We start from the raw sequence: 25,801 nt of genomic DNA on the forward strand, positions 1-25,801 counted from the left end.
AACGGGAAGAGCGCGAAGCTGATAATCGGGGCAATGATGCGCAAACTGGCGCAGGTGGCGTACGGCGTCCTGAAATCAGGACAGCCGTTCGATGCCACTCTGCATATGGAAAATGCTTGCGTGGCATAACAGTATCTACAACATCGATTTTTCCCTCGCTAAATCTACAGCCAAAATAATTCAAGCAATCGTTGGCCCACGCAAGCGCAGCGCCGCCGGGCGATACGCCACCTGCTACCGCCTGGTTACTTTCACACAGCGTAACTACACTTAGCGGGTCATTCTTTCCGAGGTCATGACCATGCCGTTAAGTCCCTACATCTCATTCTCTGGCAACTGCGCGGAGGCCCATGCTTTCTACAAGCAGGCGTTGAATGCCGAAATCGGTTATCAAATCACCTTCGGCGACATGCCGAAAAACGACCAAAACAGCGAAGAAGGCTGCCCATCCGGAATGCAATTCCCACCTGATGCCATCGCCCATTCCAACGTCCGCATCGCGGGCAGCGAAATCATGATGAGCGACGGGATGACCGACAGCGTCAGCTATTCCGGTTTTACCCTTGTGCTCGACACCCAGGACGTCAACGAAGGAAAACGCTGGTTCGATGCCCTCGCTCAGGGCGGTAAAGTCGAAATGGCGTGGCAGGAAACCTTCTGGGCCCACGGTTTTGGCAAAGTGGCCGATAAATTCGGCGTGCCGTGGATGATCAACGTCGTTAAGCAACAGCAGTAACTTCCTTTCAGGGCGAGGCCTCTCGCCCTGTCACACACCTCACCTCAACTCTTCATCGTTCAGTCACCGTGCCTTAACCGCGCTGTCATATTGCGGGGTCACGATGTCGCCAGTTTCGTCTCACTTTCCCCTCACCGGGCGATACCGACGTTGAAGAGGTCTCATTATGCTGCACTTGTCCAGACATCCGACCAGTTACCCGACGCGCTACGAGGAAATCGCCGCGAAGCTCGAGCAGGAGCTGCGCAGTCAGTATCGCTGCGGCGACTACCTTCCCGCTGAACATCAGTTAGCTGCCCGATTTGAGGTCAACCGTCACACGCTGCGCCGTGCCATCGATCAGCTGGTCGAGAAAGGCTGGGTGCAACGCCGTCAGGGCGTGGGCGTGCTGGTGTTGATGCGCCCGTTCGACTACCCGCTCAACGCGCAAGCCCGGTTTAGCCAGAATCTGCTCGATCAGGGCAGTCACCCGACCAGCGAAAAACTGCTGTCAGTGCTGCGTCCGGCCTCCGGCCACGTGGCTGACGCGCTGGGCGTGCAGGAAGGCGACAACGTCATTCACCTTCGCACCCTGCGCCGCGTCAACGGCGTCGCGCTGTGCATTATCGATCACTACTTTGCCGACATGCGTTTCTGGCCCGCGCTGCAACGCTTTCACAGCGGCTCACTGCACGATTTCCTGCGTGAAGAACTGGATTTGAGCCTGACTCGCACCCAAACGCGGATCAGCGCCCGCCGCGCCCAGGCCAAAGAAAGCAAAGTGCTGGAAATCCCGAATATGGCGCCGCTGCTGTGCGTGCGCACCCTGAACCATCGTGAAGGCGAGGCCAATGCGGCGGAATACTCCGTCAGCCTGACCCGCGCCGACATGATCGAATTCACCATGGAGCACTGAATGCCTTTCGATACCGCAACCCGCCAGCGCTGGATGTCGGCGCTGGCCCACAGCGAGCCAGAACAACTCGCCGCCCGTATGCAGGCTCTGAAGCTTTCGCCGGAATACGAAATCCTCCGCGCGCCGGAAAGCGGCCTGGTGCAAATCCAGGCACGGATGGGCGCGACGGGTTCGCGCTTCTTTGCCGGTGACGCCACGTTAACCCGCGCCACCGTACGTCTGAATGACGGTACTCTTGGCTACAGTTGGGTGCTGGGCCGCGATAAAGCCCACGCCGAACGCTGCGCAGCGCTGGATGCATTGTTACAAACCCACAGCTATTTCCAGGCGCTGATGGAAACCCTGATTGCCCCGCTGGAAGCGGAGCGCGAAGCGAAAATCGCCGCCCGCCACGCTGAAGTGAACGCCAGCCGGGTCGACTTCTTTACTTTAGTGCGTGGAGACAACGCATGACCCTACAAACTGCTTTTCCTCTTCCGGTGCAGGATGCCCAACACAGTTTCCGCCGCTTGCTGAAAGCCATGAGCGAGCCGGGCGTGATTGTGTCACTGCATCAGCATAAACACGGCTGGCAGCCGCTCTCCCCGGCCACCACCAGCGTGCTGCTGACGCTGGCGGATAACGACACCCCGGTGTGGCTGTCGGCCTCGGTCGATAACGATATCGCACGTCAGAACCTGCGTTTTCACACTAACGCCCCCCTCGTCGATCAGCCACATCAGGCACTGTTTGCCGTGACCGATGCGTCGATCAGCAGCGAACAACTCAACGCATTGTCAGCGGGTAGCGCCATCGCGCCAGAAACCAGCGCCACGCTGATTGTTCAGCTCAGCAGCCTGAGCGGCGGCCGAATGCTGCGTCTGACTGGCGCAGGCATCAATGAAGAGCGGATGATCGCCCCGCAACTGCCGGAGTGCATCATTCACGAACTGACCGAGCGCCCGCACCCGTTCCCGCTCGGCGTGGATCTCATTCTGACCTGCGGCGACCGCCTGCTGGCTATCCCTCGCACCACTCATGTGGAGGTGTGCTGATGTACGTTGCCGTCAAAGGGGGCGAAAAGGCCATCGCTGCCGCGCACGCCCTTCAGGAACAAAAACGCCGTGGTGACGCAGAGCTTCCCGAGCTGAGCGTCGCGCAAATCGAGCAACAGCTAAATCTGGCAGTAGACCGGGTGATGACCGAAGGCGGCATCGCCGACCGCGAACTGGCGGCGTTAGCACTGAAACAAGCCAGCGGCGATAACGTTGAAGCCATCTTCCTGCTGCGCGCCTACCGCACCACCCTGCCGCGTCTGGCGGTGAGTGAGCCGATTAACACCGCCGACATGCGTTTAGAGCGCCGAATTTCGGCGGTGTACAAAGACGTTCCCGGCGGTCAACTGCTCGGCCCGACGTACGATTACACCCATCGCCTGCTGGATTTCACGCTGCTCGCCAACGGCGAAGCGCCGCGCGTGACCTCCAGCGATGAACAGCCTGCCGCGTCGCCGCACGTGTTCAGCCTGTTGACGCGCCAGGGACTGGCGAAAGTGGAAGAAGACGCGGGCGAAACGCCAGATGACATCACCCGCACCCCGCCGGTTTATCCCTGTTCTCGTGCCTCGCGCCTGCAACAGCTGATGCGCGGCGACGAAGGTTATTTGCTGGCGATGGCCTACTCCACGCAGCGCGGCTATGGGCGTAATCATCCGTTTGCCGGAGAAATTCGCAGCGGCACGGTAGATGTGGAAATCGTGCCGGAAGAGCTGGGATTTGCGGTGAACGTCGGCGAATTGCTGATGACGGAATGCGAAATGGTGAACGGTTTTGTCGCCACGGAAGATAAGTCCCCGCACTTCACTCGCGGCTACGGCCTGGTGTTTGGCCTCAGCGAACGTAAAGCGATGGCGATGGCGCTGATGGACCGCGCCCTGCAAGCGCCCGACTACGACGAACACATCGCAGGCCCCGCGCAGGACGAAGAGTTCGTGCTGGCCCACGCCGATAACGTGGAAGCCGCCGGGTTCGTTTCGCACCTCAAACTGCCTCATTACGTCGATTTCCAGGCCGAACTGGAACTGCTCAAACGCCTGCAACAGGAGCGCACCCGTGGCTAATCTCAGCGGCTATAACTTCGCTTATCTCGACGAACAGACCAAACGCATGATCCGCCGCGCCATTCTGAAAGCCGTCGCCATTCCGGGCTATCAGGTGCCGTTCGGCGGGCGTGAAATGCCAATGCCTTACGGCTGGGGCACGGGCGGCATTCAACTGACCGCCAGCGTGATCGGCGAAGCCGACGTGTTGAAAGTGATCGACCAGGGCGCAGATGACACCACCAACGCCGTGTCGATCCGCAACTTCTTCAAACGCGTGACCGGGGTCAACACCACCGAACGCACCGAAGACGCGACGCTTATCCAGACCCGTCACCGGATCCCCGAAACGCCGTTGACCGAAGATCAGATCCTGATCTTCCAGGTGCCGATCCCGGAGCCGCTGCGTTTTATCGAACCGCGCGAAACCGAAACCCGCACCATGCACGCGCTGGAAGAGTACGGCGTGATGCAGGTGAAACTGTATGAAGATATCGCTCGTTTCGGCCATATCGCCACGACGTACGCCTATCCGGTGAAAGTGAACGATCGCTATGTGATGGACCCGTCGCCCATCCCGAAATTCGATAACCCGAAAATGGATCGCATGCCTGCACTGCAACTGTTCGGCGCAGGACGCGAAAAACGCATCTACGCCGTGCCGCCGTACACCCGCGTGGAAAGCCTCGATTTCGACGATCACCCGTTCACCGTGCAGGCGTGGGAAGAACCCTGCGCCATTTGCGGGTCGCGCCACAGCTATCTCGACGAAGTGGTGCTCGATGACACCGGCAAACGGATGTTTGTCTGCTCCGATACCGATTTCTGCCGCCAACAGAGCGAGGCGTTAAGTCAATGAATCAGCCGTTACTTTCGGTCAATAACCTGACCCATCTCTATGCGCCGGGCAAAGGCTTTACCGACGTCTCTTTTGAGCTGTGGCCTGGCGAAGTGCTGGGTATCGTCGGCGAATCTGGCTCCGGTAAAACCACGCTGCTGAAAGCGATTTCCGCGCGTCTCGCGCCGCAGCAGGGCGAAGTGATTTACGAAAACCAGTCGCTGTATGGCATGTCGGAAGGCGAACGCCGCCGCCTGTTACGCACCGAATGGGGCGTGGTGCATCAACACCCGATGGACGGCCTGCGTCGTCAGGTATCGGCGGGCGGCAACATCGGCGAACGCCTGATGGCAACTGGCGCGCGTCATTACGGCAACATCCGCGAAACCGCACAACAGTGGCTGGAAGCGGTAGAAATTCTCCCGTCGCGCATTGATGAACTGCCGACCACGTTTTCCGGCGGTATGCAGCAACGTCTGCAAATCGCCCGCAACCTGGTGACCCATCCGAAGCTGGTGTTTATGGACGAGCCGACCGGCGGGCTGGACGTTTCCGTGCAGGCGCGTTTGCTCGACCTGCTGCGCGGTCTGGTGGTGGAACTGGATCTGGCGGTGGTGATTGTCACCCATGATTTGGGCGTCGCGCGCCTGCTCGCCGACCGTCTGATGGTGATGAAAGAGGGTCAGGTGGTGGAAAGTGGTTTAACCGACCGCGTGCTCGACGACCCACACCATCCTTACACCCAACTGCTGGTTTCGTCCGTATTGCAGAATTAAGGATCTGACTATGATTCGCGTTGAAAACCTGAGTAAAACTTTCGTCCTGCATCATCAAAACGGCATCAATTTGCCGGTGTTGTACAAAGCCGAATTGACGGTCAACGCCGGGGAGTGCGTGGTATTACACGGTCATTCCGGCAGCGGAAAATCAACGCTGCTGCGTTCGCTGTACGCCAACTATCTGCCCGATGAAGGCCACATCCACATCAAACATGGCGATGAATGGATCGATTTAGTCACCGCTCCGGCGCGTAAAGTGCTGGAAGTTCGCAAAGGCACCATCGGCTGGGTCAGCCAGTTTCTGCGCGTGATCCCGCGTATTTCTGCACTCGACGTGGTAATGCAACCGCTGCTGGATCTTGGTGTGCCGTATGACCAATGCCGCGCCAAGGCCGCCAGCCTGCTCACACGCCTCAACGTGCCGGAACGCCTATGGCACCTCGCACCGTCGACGTTTTCCGGCGGCGAACAGCAGCGCGTCAACATCGCCCGTGGCTTTATCGTCGATTACCCGATCCTGCTGCTGGATGAACCCACCGCCTCGCTGGATACCAAAAACAGCGCCGCAGTCGTTGAGCTCATCGACGAAGCCAAAGCGCGTGGCGCGGCCATCGTCGGCATTTTCCATGATGAAACGGTGCGCAATCGCGTCGCCGACCGCCTACACCCGATGGGAGCCGCAGCATGATTATCAACAACGTGAAATTAGTGCTGGAAGATGAAGTGGTGCACGGCTCGGTCGACGTACAGGACGGCGTGATCCGCACCTTTGCGGAAACCCAAAGCCAGAACCCGCAGGCGATGGACGGCGAAGGCGGCTGGCTGCTGCCGGGGTTGATTGAGCTGCATACCGATAATCTGGATAAATTCTTCACCCCACGCCCGAAAGTGGACTGGCCCGCGCATTCTGCGATGAGCAGCCACGACGCGCTGATGGTGGCGAGCGGTATCACCACAGTGCTGGATGCGGTGGCGATTGGCGACGTGCGCGACGGCGGCGACCGTCTGGAAAACTTAGAGAAGATGATCAACGCCATTGAGGACACGGAAAAGCGCGGCCTCAACCGTGCCGAGCACCGTCTGCATCTGCGCTGCGAACTGCCGCATTTCACTACACTGCCGTTGTTCGAGAAATTGGTCGACCGCGAACTGGTGTCACTGGTGTCGCTGATGGATCACTCGCCGGGCCAGCGTCAGTACGCCGACCGCTCGAAGTATCGTGATTACTATCAGGGCAAATACCATCTCACCAACGAGCAGATGGACAAATTTGAAGAAGAACAGCTGGCACTGGCTGCCGAGTGGTCACAGCCGAACAGAATGGCGATTTCGCAGGCCTGCCGCTCGCGCAATATCGCGCTGGCAAGTCACGACGATGCGACTCACGAACATGTTGTTGAATCTTTCGAAATTGGCAGCGTGATCGCCGAATTTCCAACCACGTTCGAAGCAGCAGAATCTTCACGCAAACATGGCATGAACGTGCTGATGGGCGCGCCAAACATCGTGCGCGGCGGGTCGCATTCTGGCAACGTGGCGGCGCACGCGCTGGCATCGCTCGGGCAACTGGATATTCTCTCGTCGGATTACTATCCCGCGAGCTTGCTCGACGCGGCGTTCCGTATCGCCGATGACGAACGCAATGCCTTCACCCTGCCGCAAGCGGTCCATCTTGTGACGCGCAACCCGGCGCGGGCGCTGAATTTGTCTGACCGTGGTGTGATTGCCGAAGGCAAACGCGCCGATCTGGTATTGGTTCACCGCAAAGGCGAACACGTGCATATCGACCATGTATGGCGTCAGGGCAAGAGGGTCTTCTGATGACGGGACGGCTTATCTGGTTAGTCGGCCCATCCGGGTCCGGGAAGGACAGCCTGCTGGCAGCGTTACGCCAGCGGGAACATTCACACATGTTGGTCGCTCATCGCTATATCACTCGCCCTTCAACGGCGGGCAGCGAGAACCATATCGCATTGAGCGAACACGAATTTTTCACCCGCGCTGAACGTCAGCTTTTCGCCTTGAGCTGGCATGCCAACGCACTGTATTACGGCGTCGGCATTGAAATCGACGTGTGGCTACACGCCGGGTTTGACGTAGTGGTGAACGGTTCCCGCGCCCATCTGGCGCAGGCCAAAGCGCGCTATGCCGACGCGCTGCTGCCCGTCTGTTTGCAGGTGTCACCCGATATTTTACGCAGCCGACTGGAACAGCGTGGGCGTGAGACAGAAAAGGAAATTGCCCAGCGCCTGGAACGCGCCGCTCGCTACACGCTCAGCGACTGTTTAACGCTGAACAACGACGGCAGTCTGCTACAGTCTGTGGAAACGTTTATGCGCCTGACTCGCGCCCACAGTAATCCGAAAGAGGATCAGCATGCCTTGTGAACTTCGCCCCGCCACGCTGGCTGATACCGACGCGGTGTATGGCCTGATTTGTGAACTGAAACAAAAAGAGTATGACCGGGACACCTTCGCGGCGGGCTTTGCCGCCAATCTCAGCAACCCGAGCCAGCGCTATCAGCTGGCGCTGGTGAATGGCGACATCGTCGGTCTGATAGGAATACAGATGATGTTCCCATTGAATCTCAACTGTTGGATTGGCGAGATTCAGGAACTGGTTATTTTGCCACAAATGCGTGGCCTGAATGTGGGGCAACGACTGCTGGCGTGGGCAGAAGAGGAAGCCCGCCAAAACGGCGCGAGCCTGATGGAGCTTTCCAGCGGTAAAGTTCGCACAGACGCGCACCGTTTTTATCTGCGAGAAGGGTATCAGCAGAGCCATTTCCGTTTTAAGAAAATGTTGTAAGCCGTTGCCGGGTGGCGGCTTCGCCTGACCCGGCCTACAAAACCGTAACCTACGCTGACCCGGCATTTTTTGGCGAGGAAAAACATGACCCTGACCCTCCGTCTCACCGGTACAGGTGGCGCGCAACTGGTGCCGGTGTTTGGCTGTGACTGCGCCGCCTGCCGTCGCGCGCGGCAGGATGAAAGCCATCGTCGTCGACCGTGCAGCGCCGAAGTACGTTATAACGACGCCGTCACGCTGCTCGACGCGGGCATCCCTGAGCTGATGGACCACTACCCCGCAGGCAGCTTCCAGCAATTTTTACTCACGCATTACCACATGGATCACGTGCAGGGCTTATTCCCGCTGCGCTGGGGCGTGGGCGATAACATCCCGGTTTACGGTCCGCCCGATGAACAGGGCTGCGACGATCTGTTTAAACATCCCGGCCTGCTCGATTTCAGCCATACCGTTGAACCGTTCGTGGTGTTTGAACTGCAAGGTTTGCAGGTCACGCCGCTGCCGCTTAATCATTCCAAACTCACTTTCGGTTATCTGCTGGAATCCGCCCACAGCCGCGTGGCCTGGCTCTCAGACACCGCGGGGCTGCCAGAAAAAACGCTGAAATTTTTGCTGAATAATCACCCGCAGGTGATGATCATCGATTGCAGCCACGAACCCAAAATGCAGCCGCCGCGCAATCATTGCGATCTCAATACGGTCATCGCGATCAATGAGATCGTGCACTGCCCGCGCGTAGTGCTGACGCATATCAGTCATCAGTTTGACGTGTGGATGATGAGCAATGCCTTGCCAGAAGAGTTTGAAGCGGGTTTTGACGGGCTGGAGATTGTACTGGATTAACGCCCGGACGATGCCGGGCGTGTGGTGCGTTTACAGCTTAGCTATCAGGTCGGTACGCGATGGGGTCCATGCCGTCAGCACTTTGCCTGGCGCGTCTTTATGACAGGTGATGTTATGCGGTTTATTCGGCGGGATACGCATTGCTTGCCCGACGCGCAGCGTCGTGGTTTCGCCATCACACATAAAATCGAGCACGCCGCTCACCACATAGTTCACTTCTTCATGGGGATGCTGATGAATGCTGGCGACTGCGCCCGCAGGCATTTCCAGCTCTGACACGGTCATGTCATCGCTGTTGCTCAGAATACGGATAGCCACATCGCCAAAGTGTACGGTATCGTTGTGTTGTGTCATTGCCTCACCTCTCGTTGTTCTTCGTTAAACTGCGTTCATTACCAACCAGACGCCACACAGGGCTGAGAGCGCCCCGGACAACCGTAACAGTCGGCTGCCAATGGCGACTTTTTGTAAGAAGTGCGCGCCGAAAGCGCCCACCAGATGCAACGTGGCCGTCGTGCTCAGAAAACCTACCGTGTAGATGACTTTGTTCTGCATCAATGGCATTTCATAGCCATGCGCGTAGCCGTGGAAAATACCGAATATCGCCGTAGCAGCTGCGGCCGCAGCCACCGGAAGACGTTGGCGAAAGGCGATGGCTAAGCCGAGGATAACCACCGATAGCGACACGCCCACTTCGGTAAACGGCAGTTCGATATGTTCAAAACCGATGACGCCGCCGAGGAACATAAAACAGACAAATGCTCCCGGCACTAACCACACGGCCCGCCCGCCAATCTGCACACTCCAGGCCCCCACCGCAATCATCGCCAACAGATGATCGATACCACTCAGCGGATGCAGCCATCCCGCGCCGTTTCCTGCATGTGCCCAGCTATAAGCCGGTAGCAGGATAAGACTTAGCGCGGTAGCAGCGTTCTTAATGCCTGACTTCATTGCCCACTCCTTTTGCCGATCTCCATCGTGACGGACGCCCACAAACTTTCCCATTCGGCATCCGGGCTCTGCGAAGGCACCATATCTTCTGAACTGAATAACCAGACGCCAGGTTCCGGTAACGCTATCGCGACTTCACCGTTGGCATCCGTCACCGCTTTCAGGAACCAGTTTTTCTTGCCCTGAAGCAGGGCTTTCACCTGCGCACCCACCAGCGGTTTTCCGTCACGTACAAGCCGTAAGTGATAGTTTTCACCCGGCTGATACTGCAAAGGCTCCGTCAGAGGGATCAGTTCCAGTGGCATACCCGCCGCTTTATCAAACCCCTCACTTTTGCCATCAACCAGCACGATGGTTTTCGCGCAACGGGAATAGAGCTCGCTCCCTGGCTGCGCGGAATCTCCGTCTTCTTTGCGCTGACGAATCACCTTTTCCAGCCCTTCCTCTCGCAAGTACTCTTCAAATTCAGTGGCGGAGAGCGTGATTTGCGCCGGATTCGTTCGCAGTGAAACCAGCGTTGCGCCAGGCACTCGCGGCTTGATATGACCGATAACTAGCGAGTTATCGTGACCGCTGACGACGTATTTACCTTCTGAATCTGATGCGGTGAAATCCGCGATGAGACCCGGAATACGCACGGTTTGCTTGCCCGGCAAACCGCTGCCAATGCGCAGTTCAAAGAGCACCTTCGCATCTGTCTGGCTTTGGGCATCATGCGGGATCATCCAAAACTCATGCGCCTGAGCGTTGCTGGCGCTGAAAACCAACAACGCCAGCACCATCATTGCGCTTTTAAAACCGCTTAATGAAGGTTTCATCCGCGACTCAGTATTGCGCTTTTTTCAGGGACACAGGCACCACGTACGGGAAGGTGTGGCTGTAACGTTTTGGATTGGCGACGGCCTGATCAGTCGGTTGACCAATCAGCAGGCTGAGCATGGCGCTCATGGCATCATCATCCAGGCTACGTCCGTTGCGCTTCTCTGCGGTGAAGACGGCCTTTTCACCCACCTGATAGGTCAGCACGTCCGGCACCAGCATATTCGCGACTTTGTCACCGTAGGCGATAGGGTCTTTCTGCGAATGCGCTACCGCACTGGCACGTGACGTACGCGCAGAGACAAAGTTCTTCATGTCATCGCTGTTTTGTGGACGGCCTGCATCATGCTCACGTTTTAGGGCTTCGTTCTCGAAGAGCATGGTGTGAGAAAACAGAGGGTTGGCTGAGTACTGCACCTGCTTCCACGCATCATTGCTCTGGAAATCGGTGGTCATGTAGACGCTGACTTTTGAGGCCAGCAGCGAATTCGGGATTTCCAGCACAATGGCGCCACAGTTACGGGCCGCGAAGATATTCTTGCCCTTCGTCGAGGTCCATACGTTCGGATCGTATTTCCCTTCAGCAAGCTGCGCGCGGAAACGGTGTAATCCAGGTGAGTTGCCGACGAACGGATCCTGTGCGGCACCGGTCCAGATTTTAATCCCGTTGCTGAGCGTTGCGGTGCTGTTGGCTTCGGCTTTACCGATAGATTTTCCTGTTACCCCAACCGCACTGTCGGCAGTCGCTTCCTGGAAAATTGTGGCATTGCCCTGGGCATCAAATTTGAAGGTAAACGTCTTTCCTTGCTTATAATCTGCAGATTCAGCAATGTGGATATTATACAGCGCTTCAGGATTAAATATTCCGCCGTCACCCGCTTTCGGACTGTTATTGACGGTCATTACGATAGCGGTATATCCCGGCGTAGTGGCCGGAAAAACAAAATTATCGAGTTGATTAAGTGATGGGGTTTGAATGGCTTGTTCAGACTCAAAGTGGTGACTTGCACTGACGACCGGGGACAACACGACAGAGGATAAAAACAGCGCCAGCTTGGCTTTTTTTAAAATAGACATTTCGCTTCCTTAAAAAGAGCCGTAATAATCTATACAGTGATTATTACGGCTAAAAGTACCGGGCATAGAAGATTTATTTTTACTTATAGATAACGGCAGTCGCCCTGATGTCGGCGCTCATCCCGGCACGTTCAAGTGAGGTGATGTGGTAGAATTCGGCCCCTTTTCCATCGGCTTCTTTGCTCAATGCAGCCATCGCCTCTTCGAAAGTGCCGTTTTTAACGTTGACCGAAATGTTACCCACTTTCTCTTTCATTCCAGCCGTTTGCGAGTCACGAATTTCTGTCGCGGCGAGGGTTAATGAGCTAAAAGCCATCAATGCAGTCAGGAGAATTGCTTTATTGAACATGGTGTCGTCCTTTCATTATGTTGTGTTGTTGGAGCGGAAGCCTGCTGGAAACGTAGCAACTTTTCCGCCGCTCAATTTCACCTTAGTCAAGATAAAGCGGACATGTATCACCAATTCATAACAAAGTTATAACGGATAATTTAATATTTATTTTTAAATTTTGACGGCTTTTTGATTATTAAATTCCGATTAATCAGTTCTTCAAAGACTATATCACCAACAAAACCTGAACACTTAGCCGTCAATACTTCATTAGAGGTAGTAGATATCCAGAATGGGATTTAATCAGCAAAAGACATTGCCGTAAAAATATGGAATAGTCGCAACGTCGATTAACTTTCATCCTGCTGGATGGTCAATAAAGAGGTAACGAACATGATTGTTAACTTGCTAATAATCCCGTTGTCATTACCCACTATATTTATTGCTCTGTTTTATTCCCTTGCTCGCAGCAATTGGTTTTTATCCCTGACTCATCTTTCTGCTATGAACCATATTCAGGGCATGACTACGCAAGTTCTAGCCATTTTTTTGTTGGCGCTGGCGATGATAGGTCTGGTTGCCATCCTGCTGACCGCGATACTGGTCGCGGCGCTCAATCGCAAAGCATCACAGAAGTTCAGGCACCGCCATCAGGAATAACGTTCGCTTCCTGTCAGCGGTCATACTCGTCCCGTAACCGGCTCTCTTCGTCGTCAAGCTGGCTACGTTCCTGATCGAGCTGGCGCTGCCGATCATCTAACTGGCGGCGGCGGTCCTCTAACTGATGCTCGCGGTCGTCGTATTGACGGCTACGGTCATTGTCTTGTTGACGGTTGTTATCCTGGTCGTCGTCGCGGTCATCGTGATACACGTGGTCGCTATCCGGCTTATAAGCATCGCTAATGGCCTGTTGGATGTTGCCCACGGCATCATCAATGATATCGGCATGAGCCAGTTGGCTTGCCAGCGAGAGCGCGCTAAACAGCAGCGCCATTGAGGTACGTTTCATCAGTTCAGTCTCTGGGTTGGACTGACTTGAGCGTAATCAACGCCTATGACGGCGGGTAGCGGAGGAATCTCAATTACTGCTCGCCTGACGCAGCGCCTGCGCGAGCTGGACGCGCGTAAAAGGTTTGCGCAAAAGTTCGACGTCAGGCAATTGAGGATTGTTCGTTGGGCGCAAATCCTGGCCGCTTATCATCAGCACCGCCACTTGTGGGTGATGTTTGCGCGCATGATTAACCACTTCTGCGCCGCTCAGCCTGCCGGGTAACATCAGGTCGCTCACCAGCACCGCGATATCAGCCGAGGCATCCAGCATCGCAATCGCCTGTTCGCCATTCATCGCCTCGAGCGTTAGCCAGCCCAGTTGATGCAACTGCTCGCATAACGTCTGACGAACATCGGCTTCGTCCTCCAACACCAGCGCGAGTTTTTCGGCAGGCATATCGTCGGCCACCGCAACGTCCTGCAAACGCTCCACGGCCTGTAACGTTGAACGCGGTAATTGCAGCCGTACGGTCGTACCCTGCCCCGGCGCGCTTTCTATTTCCACCCGCCCGCCGGACTGACGCACGAAACCGTAGACCATCGATAGCCCAAGCCCTGAGCCGCTGCCGGTCTGTTTAGTGGTAAAGAAGGGTTCGAACACCTGCGCTTTCACCTCTTGCGACATGCCGCTGCCGTGATCGATAACCTCCAGCGCCACCATGTCCTGCTTGCGTCCATCGCTGCGGTTCACACGCTGATTCCAGGTGCGGATTTTGATCACACCGGCCTGCCCTTCCATCGCGTCGCGGGCGTTCATCACCATATTGATAATGGCGTTTTCCAGCTGACCGACGTCAATCCACGCAGACCACGCAGGCGTTTGTGCTTCGATATCCAGGGTTACTGTCGCAGGCAATGAGTGACGCATCAGTTCGCCAAGGTTTTCCAGCAGCCCTTTCATTTCAACCGCATGGGGGTGCAGCGACTGTTTACGCGAAAACGCCAGCAGACGTTGGGTTAATAACGCCCCGCGCTCGGCGGCTTTCAGTGCGCGTGAAATGCGGGGCGCATCGGCTTCATTCGGCTTCACCAGTTCGAGACTGCCAATAATCACCGCCAGCAGATTGTTAAAATCATGGGCCAGACCGCCCGTCAGTTGGCCGACGGCTTTCATTTTTTGACTGTGAAGCAAAGCATCTTCCAGCCCCTGACGCTCAATGCGGTCGAGCTCCATCTGCGTCGATTTTTCCTTGAGCAGCCGCGAAGCGTGGTCCAGTGAAGCTGTGTTGCGGGCGAACACGCTGAACGCACGCGCCAGTTCGCCAAGCTCATCACGCCGTTGCAGCGCAGGCAGCGACACGTCTTGCTCGCCGTGGGCCAGCCGCGACATGGCCGAGGAAATCGCGTTCAGGTTCGACCCTAAATTGCGGTAGATATACCAGCCCGCAAAACCGGTGATCACCAGCGCCAGCAGGGCAAAGCTAAGAATAAAGTCGATTATCGAGCCTAACTCGCGATGACTTTGCGCCACGCGCTGTTCGGAGGACTGCGCCACCTGCGCCACATACTGATTAATGTCGTCGTTGAGAATGGCGACCAGCGCTTTAATGTGGAACATGTACCAACTAATGGCGAGATCGCTTTGCTCAAGTTTGAGCGAAAGTGGCGCCAGTTTGCGCAGTTCTGCATTGAAATCCGGCAAAATAAAGGCAATGGTCGAATCACTGCTCTGCGTCGGCAATGCATGCATGACGGTATCCAGTTGACGCACCGTGGAACGCGGCATCGACGTTTCAATGGCGGCGGTGAGAAGCCGGTCCATTTCCATTAACAGACGCCCGTCCAGCGAACCTTCGCCCTGACGCTGGTTAATTTCAATCAAATGGCGCAGATAACTTTGGTTCTGGTACAGCGAACTGAGCAGCGCGTTGCGCTCCAGATGGCGCTGCTGCCCACGCTTTAACATTCCCGCCACGCTTTGCTGTAGTTCATTGCTGCGCTGGGTAATGCGCTGCACCAGCTCCGGCGCACGCTGCGCCAGCGGGGCCGTTGCCAGTTGGTCGAGCGAGTGTTTCAGCGCTTTTTGCGTGGCCTGTAACCGTTCCGCTTCCCCTTTGTATTCCAGCGCCCCAACCACCTGCGAAAGCCGCACCGCCGCCGTCGCCACATTGGCGGTGTCACGTGCCAGATTCATGCTGCCGGTCATGTCGTCAAACGTCTGCTGCTGCACCTGTTCCTGAATCTGGCTGGCGTGACGAAAACCGAGCACCGCCGCCGCACTCACCATCAATGTCACCGCCACCACCAGCAAATTAAAGAACAGCAGGCGGCCGCGTGCGCTGGCGAAAAAGGAAGGACGGCGTATCGGCATGGCGGCTCCAGTGTGAGGTGAATCAAAGGTTCGGCACTTTTTCAGCACTATGACAAATATGAACGGCCTCTGACATTTTGCATTTACTTTCCTGTGATGCACTGCTGATATCGATAATCCCTCAGGAGAGCCGCCATGAACCCGACGCCGGTACTGGAGATGCGCAACATCGCCAAAGCCTTTGGCAAGTTTTATGCGCTGAAAGGGGTGGACCTGACGGTGTTTCCCGGTGAAATCCACGCGCTAATGGGCGAAAACGGCGCGGGGAAAAGTACACTGATGAAAATCCTCGCCGGGGCCTATACCGCCACCAGCGGCGAAATCCTGATAGATGGCAAACCGCACGCCATCAAAGGCCCGAAAGACGCTTTAGCTGCTGGCATCACCCTGATTTATCAGGAAATGCAGCTCGCGCCCAATCTGACCGTCGCCGAAAACATTTTCCTCGGCAGCGAGTTGTCGCGCGGCGGGCTGGTGCAGCGCAAAACCATGGTGGCGCAGGCACAGGAAGTGATTAACCGTCTCGGCGCACAGTTCAAAGCGACCGATCGCGTGATGAAGCTGACCATCGCCGAACAGCAGCAGGTGGAAATCGCTCGCGCGTTACACCGCAACAGCCGGATTCTGGTGATGGATGAACCCACCGCCGCACTCTCCTCGCGCGAAACCCATCGTCTGTTCGAACTCATTTTGCGCCTGCGCGATGAGGGCATGGCGATCATCTACATCAGTCACCGCATGGCAGAAGTGTATGAGCTTTCCGACCGTGTGAGTGTGCTGCGCGACGGGCAATACGTCGGCAGTTTAACCCGCGACAAACTCAACGCCTCCGAACTGGTGCGCATGATGGTGGGTCGTCCGCTCAGCGACCTGTTCAACAAAGAGCGCGATATTCCCCACGGTCAGGCGCGCCTCAACGTGCATCACCTGACCGACGGCAACAAAGTGCAACCGTGCAGCCTGCTGGTGCGTTCCGGCGAAATCGTCGGACTGGCGGGCTTAGTCGGCGCGGGGCGTTCAGAACTGGCGCAGCTGATTTTCGGCGTGCGCAAAGCGACTGGCGGTGTGATTGAAGTCGACGGTGAGCCGGTGCTGATCCACTCCCCGCGCGAAGCCATCGATTTAGGGATCGGTTTTTTAACGGAGAACCGCAAAGAACAAGGGCTGTTTCTCGAACTGGCGGCGCAGGAAAACATCACCATGGCAACGCTGGAACGTGACGCGCACTACGGCATGCTCGACCGCAAAAAAGCGCAAATCATTTCCGATGACGCCATCAAACTGCTGAACATCCGCGTGCCGCATTCACAGGTACGCGCAGGCGGGTTGTCCGGCGGCAATCAGCAAAAATTATTGATTTCCCGATGGGTGGCGATTGGCCCGCGCATTCTGATTCTGGATGAACCAACGCGCGGCGTGGATGTAGGCGCGAAGAGCGAAATCTACCGCATCATGAACCAGATGGCGCGTCAGGGCGTGGCGATTTTGATGATCTCAAGCGAGCTGCCGGAAGTCGTCGGCATGAGCGACCGGGTGTACGTGATGCGCGAAGGCAGCATTGCCGGGGAGCTGCTCAGCCATGACATCACGCAGGAAAATATTATGACCCTGGCGACAGGGGTGAACGAATCCCACCAGCAGGCGGTGCAACCATGACCACGCAAAAAGAACATTCCGTGCCTTCCCCACAGCAGGTGGCGAAAGCCTCTGCACGTAAAATGCTAATGGGTGATCTGATGCAAACGGTGGGGATCTTGCCGATCCTGATCCTGATTGTGGCGGTGTTTGGCTTTATCACGCCGAACTTCTTCACCGAAAGTAATTTGCTGAACATTACCCGCCAGGCATCAATCAACATCGTGCTGGCGGCGGGCATGACCTTCATCATTTTGACCGGCGGGATTGACCTGTCGGTCGGCTCGATTCTCGGCACTACAGCGGTGGCAGCGATGGTGGTGTCGCTGATCCCGCAGTTCGCCCTGCTGTCGATCCCGGCGGCGCTGATGCTGGGCCTGATCCTCGGGCTATTCAACGGCGCACTGGTGGCCTTCGCCGGGCTTCCCCCCTTTATCGTCACGCTCGGCACTTATACGGCGCTACGTGGCGCGGCCTATCTGCTGGCCGATGGCACCACGGTTATCAACTCAGATATCAGTTTTGAGTGGATCGGCAATAACTATCTCGGCCCCGTGCCGTGGCTGGTGGTGATCGCGCTGGCGGTCATTGTGGTGTGCTGGTTCATTCTGCGTCGTACTACGCTCGGCGTTCATATCTATGCTGTCGGCGGCAATATGCAGGCGGCGCGGCTCACCGGTATCAAAGTGTGGCTGGTGCTGCTGTTTGTGTATGGCATGAGCGGCCTGCTTTCCGGGCTTGGCGGGGTGATGAGCGCCTCGCGACTCTACAGCGCCAACGGCAATCTTGGCATGGGTTATGAACTGGACGCCATCGCAGCAGTGATTCTGGGCGGCACCAGTTTTGTCGGCGGGATCGGCACCATCACCGGCACGCTGGTGGGGGCGCTGATCATCGCCACGCTTAACAACGGCATGACGCTCATGGGCGTCTCTTACTTCTGGCAATTGGTGATCAAAGGGGCGGTGATCATCATTGCGGTGCTGATCGACAAATACCGTACCCGACACCATCAAAGTGCATAACAACAAAACCCTACGACAGAGGATCACAACATGCGTTTAAAGCCACTTGCCATCGCACTCTGTGCTGGCACCCTGCTCGCTGCCGCGCCGTTTGTGCAGGCTAAAGAGCTGAAATCCATCGGCGTGACGGTGGGCGACCTCGCCAATCCGTTCTTCGTGCAAATCACCAAAGGGGCTGAACTGGAAGCCCACAAACTGGCGGGAGATAACGTCAAAGTGACGCTGGTCTCCAGCGGTTACGATCTCGGTCAGCAGGTGTCGCAGATTGATAACTTTATTGCCGCGAAGGTCGACATGATCATCCTCAACGCCGCGGATTCCAAAGGCATCGGCCCGGCGGTGAAACGCGCGAAAGAGGCGGGCATTGTAGTCGTCGCGGTTGACGTGGCAGCGGCCGGGGCCGATGCAACCATTACCTCCGATAACACCCAGGCAGGCGAGATGGCCTGTAAATACATCACCGACCGCCTGAAAGGCAAAGGCAATGTGGTGATCATCAACGGGCCACCGGTTTCTGCGGTGCAAAACCGTGTCGAAGGCTGTCAGACCGAGTTCAAGCGTCACCCGGATATCAAAGTGCTGTCTGACAACCAGAACGCCAAAGGCAGTCGCGAAGGCGGGCTGGAAGTGATGACCGCTCTGCTGGCGGCGAATCCGAAGATCGACGGCGTGTTTGCGATTAACGATCCGACGGCGATTGGGGCCGATCTGGCGGCGAAACAGGCGCAGCGTAAAGAGTTCTTTATTGTTGGCGTCGATGGTTCACCGGATGGCGAAGAAGCGCTGAAACGCGAAAATTCCCTGTTCGTGGCAACGCCTGCGCAGGATCCCCAGGTGATGGCGGCGAAAGCCGTGGAAATCGGTTATGACATTTTGCAGGGCAAACCCGCGCCGAAAGAGCCGGTGCTGATCCCTGTGACAATGATCGACAAGAAAAGCGTCGGAACCTATAAGGGCTGGACGGTGAAATAAGCCTGACTGCCTGATGGCGATAGCATTGTCGCCATCAGGCATCCACTCAAGGAGAATTCAAGAGATGAAGCGCTCCGCAATCAACGACATACTTGGCCATACGCGGCAATTTTTCTCCCAGCACAATGTGCATCTGCCGCCGTTCGCCAGCTTTCCGCCAACCCAATGGCGACAGCTTGATCCCGATACCTGGCATGAAGTGTTCGCCCTGCGACTCGGCTGGGATGTGACTTCTTTTGGCAGCAACGATTTCTCCTCTCAAGGCTTAACGCTTTTCACTCTGCGTAATGGTTCGCCCAACGGCATGCCCTACGAAAAGAGCTATGCTGAAAAAATCATGCACGTGCGCGACGGACAGGTGACGCCGATGCATTTCCACTGGCGTAAGCGAGAAGACATCATCAATCGCGGCGGCGGCAATCTGATTATCGAACTGTGGAACGCCGATGGTCTGGAGCAAACAGAAAACAGTGACGTCACGGTAACGCTCGACGGTTGTCGTCAGACTCACGCAGCGGGCAGCCAACTGCGGATAGCACCAGGCGAAAGCATCTGTTTACCGCCGGGGTTGTACCACAGTTTCTGGGGCGAACGCGGCTTTGGCGATGTGCTGGTCGGGGAAGTGTCGAGCATCAATGACGATGAACATGACAACCATTTCCTGGTGCCGCTCGACCGCTATATCAGCATTGAAGAAGACGAACCGGCGCAGCTGGTGCTGTGCAACGAATACCGCCTGTTTCGCAGCTAAAGGAATATTGTATGCCATTGATTTCCCTCGCCGACGGGCTGACCCATGCCCGGGAACACCGTTACGCGCTGGGCGCGTTTAACGTTCTGGACTCGCACTTTCTGCGCGCGTTATTTGCCGCCGCAGAACAGGAGCGCTCGCCGTTCATCATCAATATCGCCGAAGTACATTTTAAGTATTTATCGCTGGAATCGCTGGTCGAAGCGGTGCGTTTTGAGGCCGCGCGCCACGACATTCCGGTGGTGCTCAATCTCGATCACGGCCTGCATTTTGAAGCGGTGGTCCGCGCATTGCGTCTCGGTTTTAGCTCGGTGATGTTTGACGGCTCTACGCTCGATTACGACGAAAATATCCGTCAGACCCGTGAAGTGGTGAAGATGTGTCATGCAGTTGGCGTGTCAGTCGAAGCGGAACTGGGCGCGGTCGGCGGCGATGAAGGCGGCGCGCTGTACGGTCATGCCGATGAAGCGTTTTTCACCGACCCGAATCTGGCGCGTGAATTTGTCGACAGAACCGGCATCGACGCTTTAGCCGTCGCCATTGGCAACGCGCACGGCAAATACAAAGGCGAGCCAAAACTCGATTTCGCACGCCTGGACGCCATTCGCGAACAGACCGGTTTACCACTGGTATTGCACGGCGGCTCCGGCATCAGTGATGCAGATTTCCGTCGCGCCATCGAACTTGGCATTCACAAAATCAATTTCTACACCGGCATGTCGCAGGCGGCGCTGGGCGCAGTCGAACAACGGATGACGCAGCGACAACCGATTTACGATGAGTTTGCCGAACTGCTGCTCGGCATTGAAACGGCGATCACCGATACCGTCGCCGAACAGATGCGGATTTTCGGCAGCGCGGGGAAAGCGTGATGGAACGCCTGGGGATTATCGCAGCCGGGAATATGCTGGTCGATCATGTGCATCGTATCGTGCAATGGCCCGAACGTGGCTGGCTGGCAGAGATCACCCACAGTGAGCGATCCACTGGTGGCGCACCGCTTAATGTGCTGCTGACGCTCGCCAAAATGCGCAGCCATTTGCCGTTGCAGGCGGTCGGGTTGATTGGTGAAGACGGCGACGGCGATTACATCATGGCGATGCTCGACCAGTATCACGTTAACCGTCAGCACGTACAGCGCACCACCTTTGCGCCCACGTCGATGTCGCAGGTGATGACCGATCCCAGCGGGCAGCGCACGTTTTTCCATTCACCGGGCGCGAACCGTCTGTTGGATCTTCCGGCGTTTGATCGGCTGGAAGGATCGATGAAGATCTTCCATCTCGGCTATTTATTGTTGCTCGACAGTCTGGATCTGCCCGATAAAGAGTACGGCACTCGCGCCGCGCGATTGCTGGCGCAAATGCGTGAGAAAGGCTATGAAACCTCGCTGGATTTGGTGTCGCGCAAAGGTGACCCGCGCTATCAACCGCTGGTGCGTCCAGCGCTCGCCCATCTTGATTATTTAGTGATTAACGAACTGGAAGCCGGGGAATTCAGCGAGTTACCGATCCGCGTCGAAAACGGTGAGCCCGATATCGACAATATCGCTCAGGCGGCAACGCTGCTGCTGGCGGCGGGCGTCAAACAACGCGTCGTGATCCACTGCCCGGAAGGTGCGTGGTGTGAAGCACCGGACGAAGCGGGCCAGTGGGTGCCGTCGTGGAAGCTGGCACAAAATGAGATTGTCGGCAGTGTCGGGGCGGGCGATGCGTTTTGCGCCGGGTTCCTGTACGGCTGCCACGAACGGTGGCCGCTACGGCAAAGCGTGTTGTTGGCTCACGCCTGCGCACGTACCAGCCTGTTGTGCGCCAACGCCATCGACGGGGCGAAAACGCTCGAAGAGTTGCAGTTGTTTATCAGTGAGAACGGGTGAATGGCTTGCATTGCTCGGCGGCGCTGCGCTTGCTCGGGTCTACAAGGGTAACCATTCACGCCGCTTTGTCGCCGTGAACCACATCGGCGGCAAACACGTAACCTAATCCGCGCAGGGTTTTGATTAGCATTGGCTGGTGTGGATTAATTTCGATTTTGCGGCGCAGACGCATGATCAGCACATCAATCGTTCGGTCGAACACGTCGGTACTTTCACTGTGGGTCAGTTCCAGCAACTGTTCCCGACTCAACACGCGCCGTGCATTTTGCGCCAGCGCCAGCAGCAGGCCATATTCTCCCTGGGTCAACGCGACGGCGTGTTGCGCGGGGCTGAACAGTTCACAGCGTTCGGTATCCAGCCGCCAGCCGTTAAACGTCATGCCGTTCCCCTGCTCGCTGCGCACATCCAAGGCCAACGCACCGCTGCGGCGTAATACCGCTTTCAGTCGCGCCACCACAATCCGTGGATTAAAGGGTTTGCCGATGTAATCGTCTGCGCCCATTTCCAGCCCGACCACCACGTCAGATTCGCTGCCCATGCCGGTCAACATCACGACGGGTAATTCCGGGCGCAGCTTTTGCAATTGGATTAGCACCTGCAAGCCGTTGATATCTGGCAGCATCATGTCGAGCAATACCAGCGCGATGTCGGGCCGCTGCGCTACCATCGCCACGCCCTGTTGACCGAGATGGCACACCGCGACATCAAACACATGCTCGGCGAGCACATCCCGAAGGAGCTCGCAGATTGCGGTGTCGTCATCAATTACCAGAATGACCGGTTTCATCGTCAGCCCCTGCCCAGAACGCTATGGAGTAAGTCTGGCTGATTCTGCTGTACGCTCCAGCCAATGCCAGCCTGCGATGACGAATCTTTAACCGCTGTCACATCCCGGCGGCTTTCGACACGTCAAAACTGACGAACGACTCTTTTTCGACACCGTTTTCCACGGACAACCGCCTAAATACCCACATGATAAAGAGTGGCATAAAACCTGCATTAGGTGCACTGAACGCATTTATGCGACTGTTTAAGTGGAGCGAAACCGATGAAAAAAGTCGTCACGGTTTGCCCTTATTGCGCATCGGGCTGCAAGATAAACCTGGTGGTGGATAACGGCAAAATAATCCGGGCGGAAGCGGCGCAGGGGAAAACCAATCAGGGCACGCTGTGTCTGAAAGGCTATTACGGCTGGGATTTTATCAACGATACCCAGATCCTCACCCCGCGCCTGAAAACCCCGATGATCCGTCGCCAGCGTGGCGGCAAACTGGAGTCTGTGTCCTGGGATGAAGCGCTGAACTACGTCGCCGAACGCCTGAGCGCCATCAAAGCCAAATACGGCCCGGATGCTATCCAGACCACCGGTTCCTCACGCGGGACAGGGAACGAAACCAACTATGTGATGCAAAAATTTGCACGCGCCGTTATTGGCACCAATAACGTCGACTGCTGCGCTCGCGTCTGACACGGCCCTTCGGTTGCAGGTCTGCACCAATCGGTCGGTAATGGCGCGATGAGCAATGCCATCACAGAGATTGATAACACCGATCTGGTGTTTATTTTCGGGTACAACCCGGCAGATTCCCACCCTATCGTGGCGAATCACGTGATTAACGCCAAACGTAATGGGGCGAAAATCATCGTCTGCGATCCGCGCAAAATTGAAACCGCGCGCATTGCCGATATGCATATTGCATTGAAAAACGGCTCGAATATCGCGCTGCTGAACGCGATTGGGCATGTGATTATCGAAGAAAATCTCTACGACACGGTGTTCGTCGCCAGCCGTACCGAAGGCTTCGAGGAGTATCGCAAAATCGTTGAGGGCTACACGCCGGAATCGGTGGAAGCCATTACCGGCGTGAGCGCACAGGAAATTCGCCAGTGCGCGAGAATGTACGCTGGGGCGAAATCCGCTGCGATCCTATGGGGCATGGGCGTCACCCAGTTCTATCAGGGCGTGGAAACCGTGCGTTCGCTGACGAGCCTGGCGATGTTGACCGGCAATCTGGGCCGCCCGAGTGTTGGCGTAAACCCGGTGCGTGGGCAAAACAACGTGCAGGGCGCGTGTGATATGGGTGCGCTGCCGGATACCTATCCGGGCTATCAGTACATCAACAATCCGGCCAACCGCGAGAAATTCGCCAAGGCCTGGGGCGTGGACAGTCTGCCTGAACATACGGGCTATCGCATCAGCGAGCTGCCGCATCGCGCGGCGCATGGTGAAGTGCGCGCGGCGTACATCATGGGTGAAGATCCGCTGCAAACCGACGCCGAACTGTCGGCGGTGCGCAAAGGGTTTGAAGATCTCGAACTGGTCATCGTCCAGGACATCTTTATGACCAAAACCGCCTCGGCGGCTGACGTCATTTTGCCGTCCACTTCCTGGGGCGAGCACGAAGGGGTGTATACCGCCGCCGACCGTGGTTTCCAGCGCTTCTTTAAAGCGGTTGAACCGAAGTGGGATCTGAAAACCGACTGGCAAATCATCAGCGAAATCGCCACCCGTATGGGCTATCCGATGCACTACAACAACACCCAGGAAATTTGGGATGAGTTGCGTCATCTGTGTCCGGATTTCACCGGGGCCACCTACGAAAAAATGGGTGAACTGGGCTATGTGATGTGGCCGTGCCGCGATGAATCAGACGCCGATCAGGGCACGTCGTATCTCTTTAAAGAGAAATTCGATACCCCGAACGGCATGGCGCAGTTCTTCACTTGTGACTGGGTCGCGCCTATCGATAAGCTCACCGAAGCCTATCCATTGGTGCTCTCCACCGTGCGTGAAGTGGGCCACTACTCCTGCCGTTCGATGACCGGGAACTGTGCAGCACTGGCGGCGTTGGCCGATGAACCGGGATACGCGCAGATCAACACCGCAGACGCGACAAAACTCGGTATCGAAAACGAAGCGCTGGTGTGGGTGCATTCGCGTAAGGGCAAAATCATCACCCGTGCACAGGTCAGCGATCGCCCGAACGTCGGGGCGGTGTACATGACCTATCAGTGGTGGATTGGTGCCTGTAATGAGCTGGTGACGGAGAACCTGAGCCCGATTACCAAAACGCCGGAGTACAAATATTGTGCGGTACGCGTGGAGCGCATAGCCGATCAGCGCAGCGCGGAACAATACGTTATTGATGAATACAACAAGCTGAAATCCCGGTTACGTGAGAGTGCGCTGGGCTAAAGCGAAGGTGTGTTCTACCTGGGGGTGAAATTTTTTCACCCCCTTTTTTTGGTCATCTGGCAGCCATTTCATTCTTATTGGTCGCCCTTTATACTGCGCGTCCTGACTAATTGATGATTATTCCATGATGAAACGCTGGGGTTTGTGGCTGTTATTCCCGTTGTTGGCTCAGGCCGACGACATTGGCACCCAATACAAAGAACAGGCCGAAGCGGGCGACAAACGCGCCCAGTATTATCTGGCCGACACCTATTACAGCTCCGGCGATGAGTCGCATGCCCGTTATTGGGCCGAGAAAGCAGCAGAAGCGGGCGAGCCGGATGCGGTTGCCCTGCTGGCGCAAATGACCATGAAAACCAGCCTGCCCGATGCGCGTAAACTCGCCGAACAGGCGGTGCTGGCGGGCAGTTCGAGCGGGGAAATCACCCTCGCTCACACGTTGCTGAACACGCAGGCGGGGAAAACAGATTACCCGCGCGCGATCTCGATGTTACAGAAAGCGGCGGAAAATACAGACGATGACAGCGCCGTGGATGCGCAAATGCTGCTTGGCCTGATTTACGCCAACGGCGGCGAGATCAAAGAGGATGACGCGAAAGCCACGGAATTCTTCAAGAGTAGCTCGATGCTGTCGCGCTCTGGCTACGCCGAATATTGGGCGGGCGTAATGTTTCGCGATGGGGAAAAAGGGTTTATCCAGCCGAATACGCAGAAAGCGCTGAATTGGTTTAACGTCAGCTGTCTGGAAGGCAACGATTCAGGATGTGAAGCGCTTGATGCGCTGAGCGGCGAATAATTTGTCGCCCGGCGGCGGCGCCGGGCGTTTTT

The 25,801-nt window shown here is 56.6% G+C and carries 29 protein-coding genes; 21 read left to right on the forward strand and 8 right to left on the reverse strand.

The window, feature by feature from the left end:
- Window positions 1-301 precede the first annotated feature (301 nt).
- From yjdN to phnP, 12 genes are all read left to right on the forward strand, one after another.
- Window positions 302-736: a VOC family metalloprotein YjdN gene (yjdN, locus tag VH187_RS04370; protein WP_329700265.1), complete on the forward strand. Its 435-nt coding sequence runs from the start codon at window positions 302-304 to the stop codon at window positions 734-736.
- A 169-nt stretch (window positions 737-905) separates the two neighbouring features.
- Window positions 906-1,631: a phosphonate metabolism transcriptional regulator PhnF gene (gene phnF / locus VH187_RS04375; RefSeq protein WP_329700360.1), complete on the forward strand. Its 726-nt coding sequence runs from the start codon at window positions 906-908 to the stop codon at window positions 1,629-1,631.
- Window positions 1,632-2,084: a phosphonate C-P lyase system protein PhnG gene (gene phnG, locus VH187_RS04380; protein WP_329700266.1), complete on the forward strand. Its 453-nt coding sequence runs from the start codon at window positions 1,632-1,634 to the stop codon at window positions 2,082-2,084.
- On the forward strand, window positions 2,081-2,665 hold the full coding sequence (gene phnH / locus VH187_RS04385) for a phosphonate C-P lyase system protein PhnH (protein WP_329700267.1): 585 nt from the start codon (window positions 2,081-2,083) through the stop codon (window positions 2,663-2,665). The genes phnG and phnH overlap by 4 nt, the downstream gene beginning before the upstream one ends.
- On the forward strand, window positions 2,665-3,729 hold the full coding sequence (locus tag VH187_RS04390; RefSeq protein WP_329700268.1) for a carbon-phosphorus lyase complex subunit: 1,065 nt from the start codon (window positions 2,665-2,667) through the stop codon (window positions 3,727-3,729). The genes phnH and VH187_RS04390 overlap by 1 nt, the downstream gene beginning before the upstream one ends.
- On the forward strand, window positions 3,722-4,567 hold the full coding sequence (gene phnJ, locus VH187_RS04395) for an alpha-D-ribose 1-methylphosphonate 5-phosphate C-P-lyase PhnJ (RefSeq protein ID WP_329700269.1): 846 nt from the start codon (window positions 3,722-3,724) through the stop codon (window positions 4,565-4,567). The genes VH187_RS04390 and phnJ overlap by 8 nt, the downstream gene beginning before the upstream one ends.
- On the forward strand, window positions 4,564-5,322 hold the full coding sequence (gene phnK, locus VH187_RS04400) for a phosphonate C-P lyase system protein PhnK (protein WP_329700270.1): 759 nt from the start codon (window positions 4,564-4,566) through the stop codon (window positions 5,320-5,322). The genes phnJ and phnK overlap by 4 nt, the downstream gene beginning before the upstream one ends.
- 10 nt (window positions 5,323-5,332) lie before the next feature.
- Window positions 5,333-6,013: a phosphonate C-P lyase system protein PhnL gene (gene phnL, locus VH187_RS04405; RefSeq protein WP_329700271.1), complete on the forward strand. Its 681-nt coding sequence runs from the start codon at window positions 5,333-5,335 to the stop codon at window positions 6,011-6,013.
- Entirely contained in the window at window positions 6,010-7,146 is a 1,137-nt protein-coding gene (gene phnM, locus VH187_RS04410) for an alpha-D-ribose 1-methylphosphonate 5-triphosphate diphosphatase (protein WP_329700272.1), read from the forward strand. The genes phnL and phnM overlap by 4 nt, the downstream gene beginning before the upstream one ends.
- Entirely contained in the window at window positions 7,146-7,712 is a 567-nt protein-coding gene (phnN, locus tag VH187_RS04415) for a ribose 1,5-bisphosphokinase (RefSeq protein WP_329700273.1), read from the forward strand. The genes phnM and phnN overlap by 1 nt, the downstream gene beginning before the upstream one ends.
- Window positions 7,702-8,133 (forward strand): aminoalkylphosphonate N-acetyltransferase, encoded by a 432-nt coding sequence (gene phnO / locus VH187_RS04420; RefSeq protein WP_329700274.1) that lies wholly within the window; start codon window positions 7,702-7,704, stop codon window positions 8,131-8,133. The genes phnN and phnO overlap by 11 nt, the downstream gene beginning before the upstream one ends.
- Window positions 8,134-8,217: 84 nt before the next feature.
- Window positions 8,218-8,976, forward strand: coding sequence for a phosphonate metabolism protein PhnP (phnP, locus tag VH187_RS04425; protein ID WP_329700275.1), 759 nt, complete (start codon window positions 8,218-8,220; stop codon window positions 8,974-8,976).
- Between the two features lie 30 nt (window positions 8,977-9,006).
- On the opposite strand, the gene VH187_RS04430 is transcribed toward phnP, so the two are convergent.
- From VH187_RS04430 to VH187_RS04450, 5 genes are all read right to left on the reverse strand, one after another.
- Window positions 9,007-9,330: a cupin domain-containing protein gene (locus VH187_RS04430; protein ID WP_329700276.1), complete on the reverse strand. Its 324-nt coding sequence runs from the start codon at window positions 9,328-9,330 to the stop codon at window positions 9,007-9,009.
- 24 nt (window positions 9,331-9,354) lie between these two features.
- Window positions 9,355-9,930 (reverse strand): HupE/UreJ family protein, encoded by a 576-nt coding sequence (locus VH187_RS04435; RefSeq protein ID WP_329700277.1) that lies wholly within the window; start codon window positions 9,928-9,930, stop codon window positions 9,355-9,357.
- Window positions 9,927-10,748 carry a DUF4198 domain-containing protein gene (locus VH187_RS04440; protein ID WP_329700278.1) on the reverse strand — a complete coding sequence of 274 codons (822 nt, stop codon included), beginning with the start codon at window positions 10,746-10,748 and terminating at the stop codon, window positions 9,927-9,929. The genes VH187_RS04435 and VH187_RS04440 overlap by 4 nt, the downstream gene beginning before the upstream one ends.
- 7 nt (window positions 10,749-10,755) lie before the next feature.
- Window positions 10,756-11,826 carry a DUF4331 family protein gene (locus VH187_RS04445; protein ID WP_329700279.1) on the reverse strand — a complete coding sequence of 357 codons (1,071 nt, stop codon included), beginning with the start codon at window positions 11,824-11,826 and terminating at the stop codon, window positions 10,756-10,758.
- A gap of 79 nt (window positions 11,827-11,905) precedes the next feature.
- Complete coding sequence (locus VH187_RS04450; protein WP_329700280.1) at window positions 11,906-12,175, reverse strand: YdgH/BhsA/McbA family protein; 270 nt, start codon at window positions 12,173-12,175, stop codon at window positions 11,906-11,908.
- 375 nt (window positions 12,176-12,550) lie between these two features.
- Between VH187_RS04450 and VH187_RS04455 the strand changes: the two genes are divergently transcribed.
- The gene (locus VH187_RS04455) at window positions 12,551-12,817 is read left to right on the forward strand and encodes a hypothetical protein (protein ID WP_329700281.1); all 267 of its coding nucleotides are present in this window, start codon (window positions 12,551-12,553) and stop codon (window positions 12,815-12,817) included.
- Between the two features lie 13 nt (window positions 12,818-12,830).
- Here the strand turns inward: VH187_RS04455 and yjdP are convergent, their stop codons facing one another.
- Both yjdP and VH187_RS04465 read right to left on the reverse strand, forming a co-directional pair.
- A complete protein-coding gene (gene yjdP / locus VH187_RS04460) occupies window positions 12,831-13,166 on the reverse strand; it encodes a DDRRRQL repeat protein YjdP (RefSeq protein WP_329700282.1) in 336 nt (111 codons plus the stop codon).
- 69 nt (window positions 13,167-13,235) lie between these two features.
- Complete coding sequence (locus VH187_RS04465; protein ID WP_329700283.1) at window positions 13,236-15,518, reverse strand: ATP-binding protein; 2,283 nt, start codon at window positions 15,516-15,518, stop codon at window positions 13,236-13,238.
- A 135-nt stretch (window positions 15,519-15,653) separates the two neighbouring features.
- On the opposite strand from VH187_RS04465, the gene VH187_RS04470 reads away from it, so the two are divergent.
- The 6 genes from VH187_RS04470 (at window position 15,654) to VH187_RS04495 (ending at window position 21,777) form a co-directional block, all read left to right on the forward strand.
- Window positions 15,654-17,174, forward strand: a complete 1,521-nt coding sequence (locus VH187_RS04470) for a sugar ABC transporter ATP-binding protein (RefSeq protein WP_329700284.1) — start codon at window positions 15,654-15,656, stop codon at window positions 17,172-17,174.
- Window positions 17,171-18,178 carry an ABC transporter permease subunit gene (locus tag VH187_RS04475; protein WP_329700285.1) on the forward strand — a complete coding sequence of 336 codons (1,008 nt, stop codon included), beginning with the start codon at window positions 17,171-17,173 and terminating at the stop codon, window positions 18,176-18,178. Before VH187_RS04470 ends, VH187_RS04475 begins: the two co-directional genes overlap by 4 nt.
- A gap of 30 nt (window positions 18,179-18,208) precedes the next feature.
- Window positions 18,209-19,150 (forward strand): ABC transporter substrate-binding protein, encoded by a 942-nt coding sequence (locus VH187_RS04480; protein WP_329700286.1) that lies wholly within the window; start codon window positions 18,209-18,211, stop codon window positions 19,148-19,150.
- A gap of 64 nt (window positions 19,151-19,214) precedes the next feature.
- Window positions 19,215-19,901: a D-lyxose/D-mannose isomerase gene (locus VH187_RS04485; protein WP_329700287.1), complete on the forward strand. Its 687-nt coding sequence runs from the start codon at window positions 19,215-19,217 to the stop codon at window positions 19,899-19,901.
- An 11-nt stretch (window positions 19,902-19,912) separates the two neighbouring features.
- Entirely contained in the window at window positions 19,913-20,773 is an 861-nt protein-coding gene (locus VH187_RS04490; protein WP_329700288.1) for a ketose 1,6-bisphosphate aldolase, read from the forward strand.
- Window positions 20,770-21,777: a carbohydrate kinase family protein gene (locus VH187_RS04495; RefSeq protein ID WP_329700289.1), complete on the forward strand. Its 1,008-nt coding sequence runs from the start codon at window positions 20,770-20,772 to the stop codon at window positions 21,775-21,777. The genes VH187_RS04490 and VH187_RS04495 overlap by 4 nt, the downstream gene beginning before the upstream one ends.
- A 55-nt stretch (window positions 21,778-21,832) precedes the next feature.
- Here VH187_RS04495 and VH187_RS04500 read toward each other — a convergent pair whose 3' ends face one another.
- The gene (locus tag VH187_RS04500) at window positions 21,833-22,564 is read right to left on the reverse strand and encodes a response regulator transcription factor (RefSeq protein WP_329700290.1); all 732 of its coding nucleotides are present in this window, start codon (window positions 22,562-22,564) and stop codon (window positions 21,833-21,835) included.
- A 261-nt stretch (window positions 22,565-22,825) separates the two neighbouring features.
- On the opposite strand from VH187_RS04500, the gene fdhF reads away from it, so the two are divergent.
- Window positions 22,826-24,973: a formate dehydrogenase subunit alpha gene (fdhF, locus tag VH187_RS04505; RefSeq protein ID WP_329700291.1), complete on the forward strand. Its 2,148-nt coding sequence runs from the start codon at window positions 22,826-22,828 to the stop codon at window positions 24,971-24,973.
- 127 nt (window positions 24,974-25,100) lie between these two features.
- A complete protein-coding gene (locus VH187_RS04510; RefSeq protein ID WP_329700361.1) occupies window positions 25,101-25,769 on the forward strand; it encodes a tetratricopeptide repeat protein in 669 nt (222 codons plus the stop codon).
- The last annotated feature ends 32 nt before the right edge of the window (window positions 25,770-25,801 follow it).

Origin of the sequence: Scandinavium sp. (assembly GCF_036271055.1) — a bacterium.
Classification (GTDB): Bacteria; Pseudomonadota; Gammaproteobacteria; order Enterobacterales; family Enterobacteriaceae; genus Scandinavium.

Coding starts and splice junctions, on each gene's coding strand:
- yjdN (WP_329700265.1), top strand. CDS start 302: ATGCCGTTAAGTCCCTACATCTCATTCTCTGGCAACTGCGCGGAGGCC.
- phnG (WP_329700266.1), top strand. CDS start 1,632: ATGCCTTTCGATACCGCAACCCGCCAGCGCTGGATGTCGGCGCTGGCC.
- phnH (WP_329700267.1), top strand. CDS start 2,081: ATGACCCTACAAACTGCTTTTCCTCTTCCGGTGCAGGATGCCCAACAC.
- VH187_RS04390 (WP_329700268.1), top strand. CDS start 2,665: ATGTACGTTGCCGTCAAAGGGGGCGAAAAGGCCATCGCTGCCGCGCAC.
- phnK (WP_329700270.1), top strand. CDS start 4,564: ATGAATCAGCCGTTACTTTCGGTCAATAACCTGACCCATCTCTATGCG.
- phnL (WP_329700271.1), top strand. CDS start 5,333: ATGATTCGCGTTGAAAACCTGAGTAAAACTTTCGTCCTGCATCATCAA.
- phnM (WP_329700272.1), top strand. CDS start 6,010: ATGATTATCAACAACGTGAAATTAGTGCTGGAAGATGAAGTGGTGCAC.
- phnN (WP_329700273.1), top strand. CDS start 7,146: ATGACGGGACGGCTTATCTGGTTAGTCGGCCCATCCGGGTCCGGGAAG.
- phnO (WP_329700274.1), top strand. CDS start 7,702: ATGCCTTGTGAACTTCGCCCCGCCACGCTGGCTGATACCGACGCGGTG.
- phnP (WP_329700275.1), top strand. CDS start 8,218: ATGACCCTGACCCTCCGTCTCACCGGTACAGGTGGCGCGCAACTGGTG.
- VH187_RS04430 (WP_329700276.1), bottom strand. CDS start 9,330: ATGACACAACACAACGATACCGTACACTTTGGCGATGTGGCTATCCGT.
- VH187_RS04435 (WP_329700277.1), bottom strand. CDS start 9,930: ATGAAGTCAGGCATTAAGAACGCTGCTACCGCGCTAAGTCTTATCCTG.
- VH187_RS04440 (WP_329700278.1), bottom strand. CDS start 10,748: ATGAAACCTTCATTAAGCGGTTTTAAAAGCGCAATGATGGTGCTGGCG.
- VH187_RS04445 (WP_329700279.1), bottom strand. CDS start 11,826: ATGTCTATTTTAAAAAAAGCCAAGCTGGCGCTGTTTTTATCCTCTGTC.
- VH187_RS04450 (WP_329700280.1), bottom strand. CDS start 12,175: ATGTTCAATAAAGCAATTCTCCTGACTGCATTGATGGCTTTTAGCTCA.
- VH187_RS04455 (WP_329700281.1), top strand. CDS start 12,551: ATGATTGTTAACTTGCTAATAATCCCGTTGTCATTACCCACTATATTT.
- yjdP (WP_329700282.1), bottom strand. CDS start 13,166: ATGAAACGTACCTCAATGGCGCTGCTGTTTAGCGCGCTCTCGCTGGCA.
- VH187_RS04465 (WP_329700283.1), bottom strand. CDS start 15,518: ATGCCGATACGCCGTCCTTCCTTTTTCGCCAGCGCACGCGGCCGCCTG.
- VH187_RS04470 (WP_329700284.1), top strand. CDS start 15,654: ATGAACCCGACGCCGGTACTGGAGATGCGCAACATCGCCAAAGCCTTT.
- VH187_RS04475 (WP_329700285.1), top strand. CDS start 17,171: ATGACCACGCAAAAAGAACATTCCGTGCCTTCCCCACAGCAGGTGGCG.
- VH187_RS04480 (WP_329700286.1), top strand. CDS start 18,209: ATGCGTTTAAAGCCACTTGCCATCGCACTCTGTGCTGGCACCCTGCTC.
- VH187_RS04485 (WP_329700287.1), top strand. CDS start 19,215: ATGAAGCGCTCCGCAATCAACGACATACTTGGCCATACGCGGCAATTT.
- VH187_RS04490 (WP_329700288.1), top strand. CDS start 19,913: ATGCCATTGATTTCCCTCGCCGACGGGCTGACCCATGCCCGGGAACAC.
- VH187_RS04500 (WP_329700290.1), bottom strand. CDS start 22,564: ATGAAACCGGTCATTCTGGTAATTGATGACGACACCGCAATCTGCGAG.
- VH187_RS04510 (WP_329700361.1), top strand. CDS start 25,101: ATGAAACGCTGGGGTTTGTGGCTGTTATTCCCGTTGTTGGCTCAGGCC.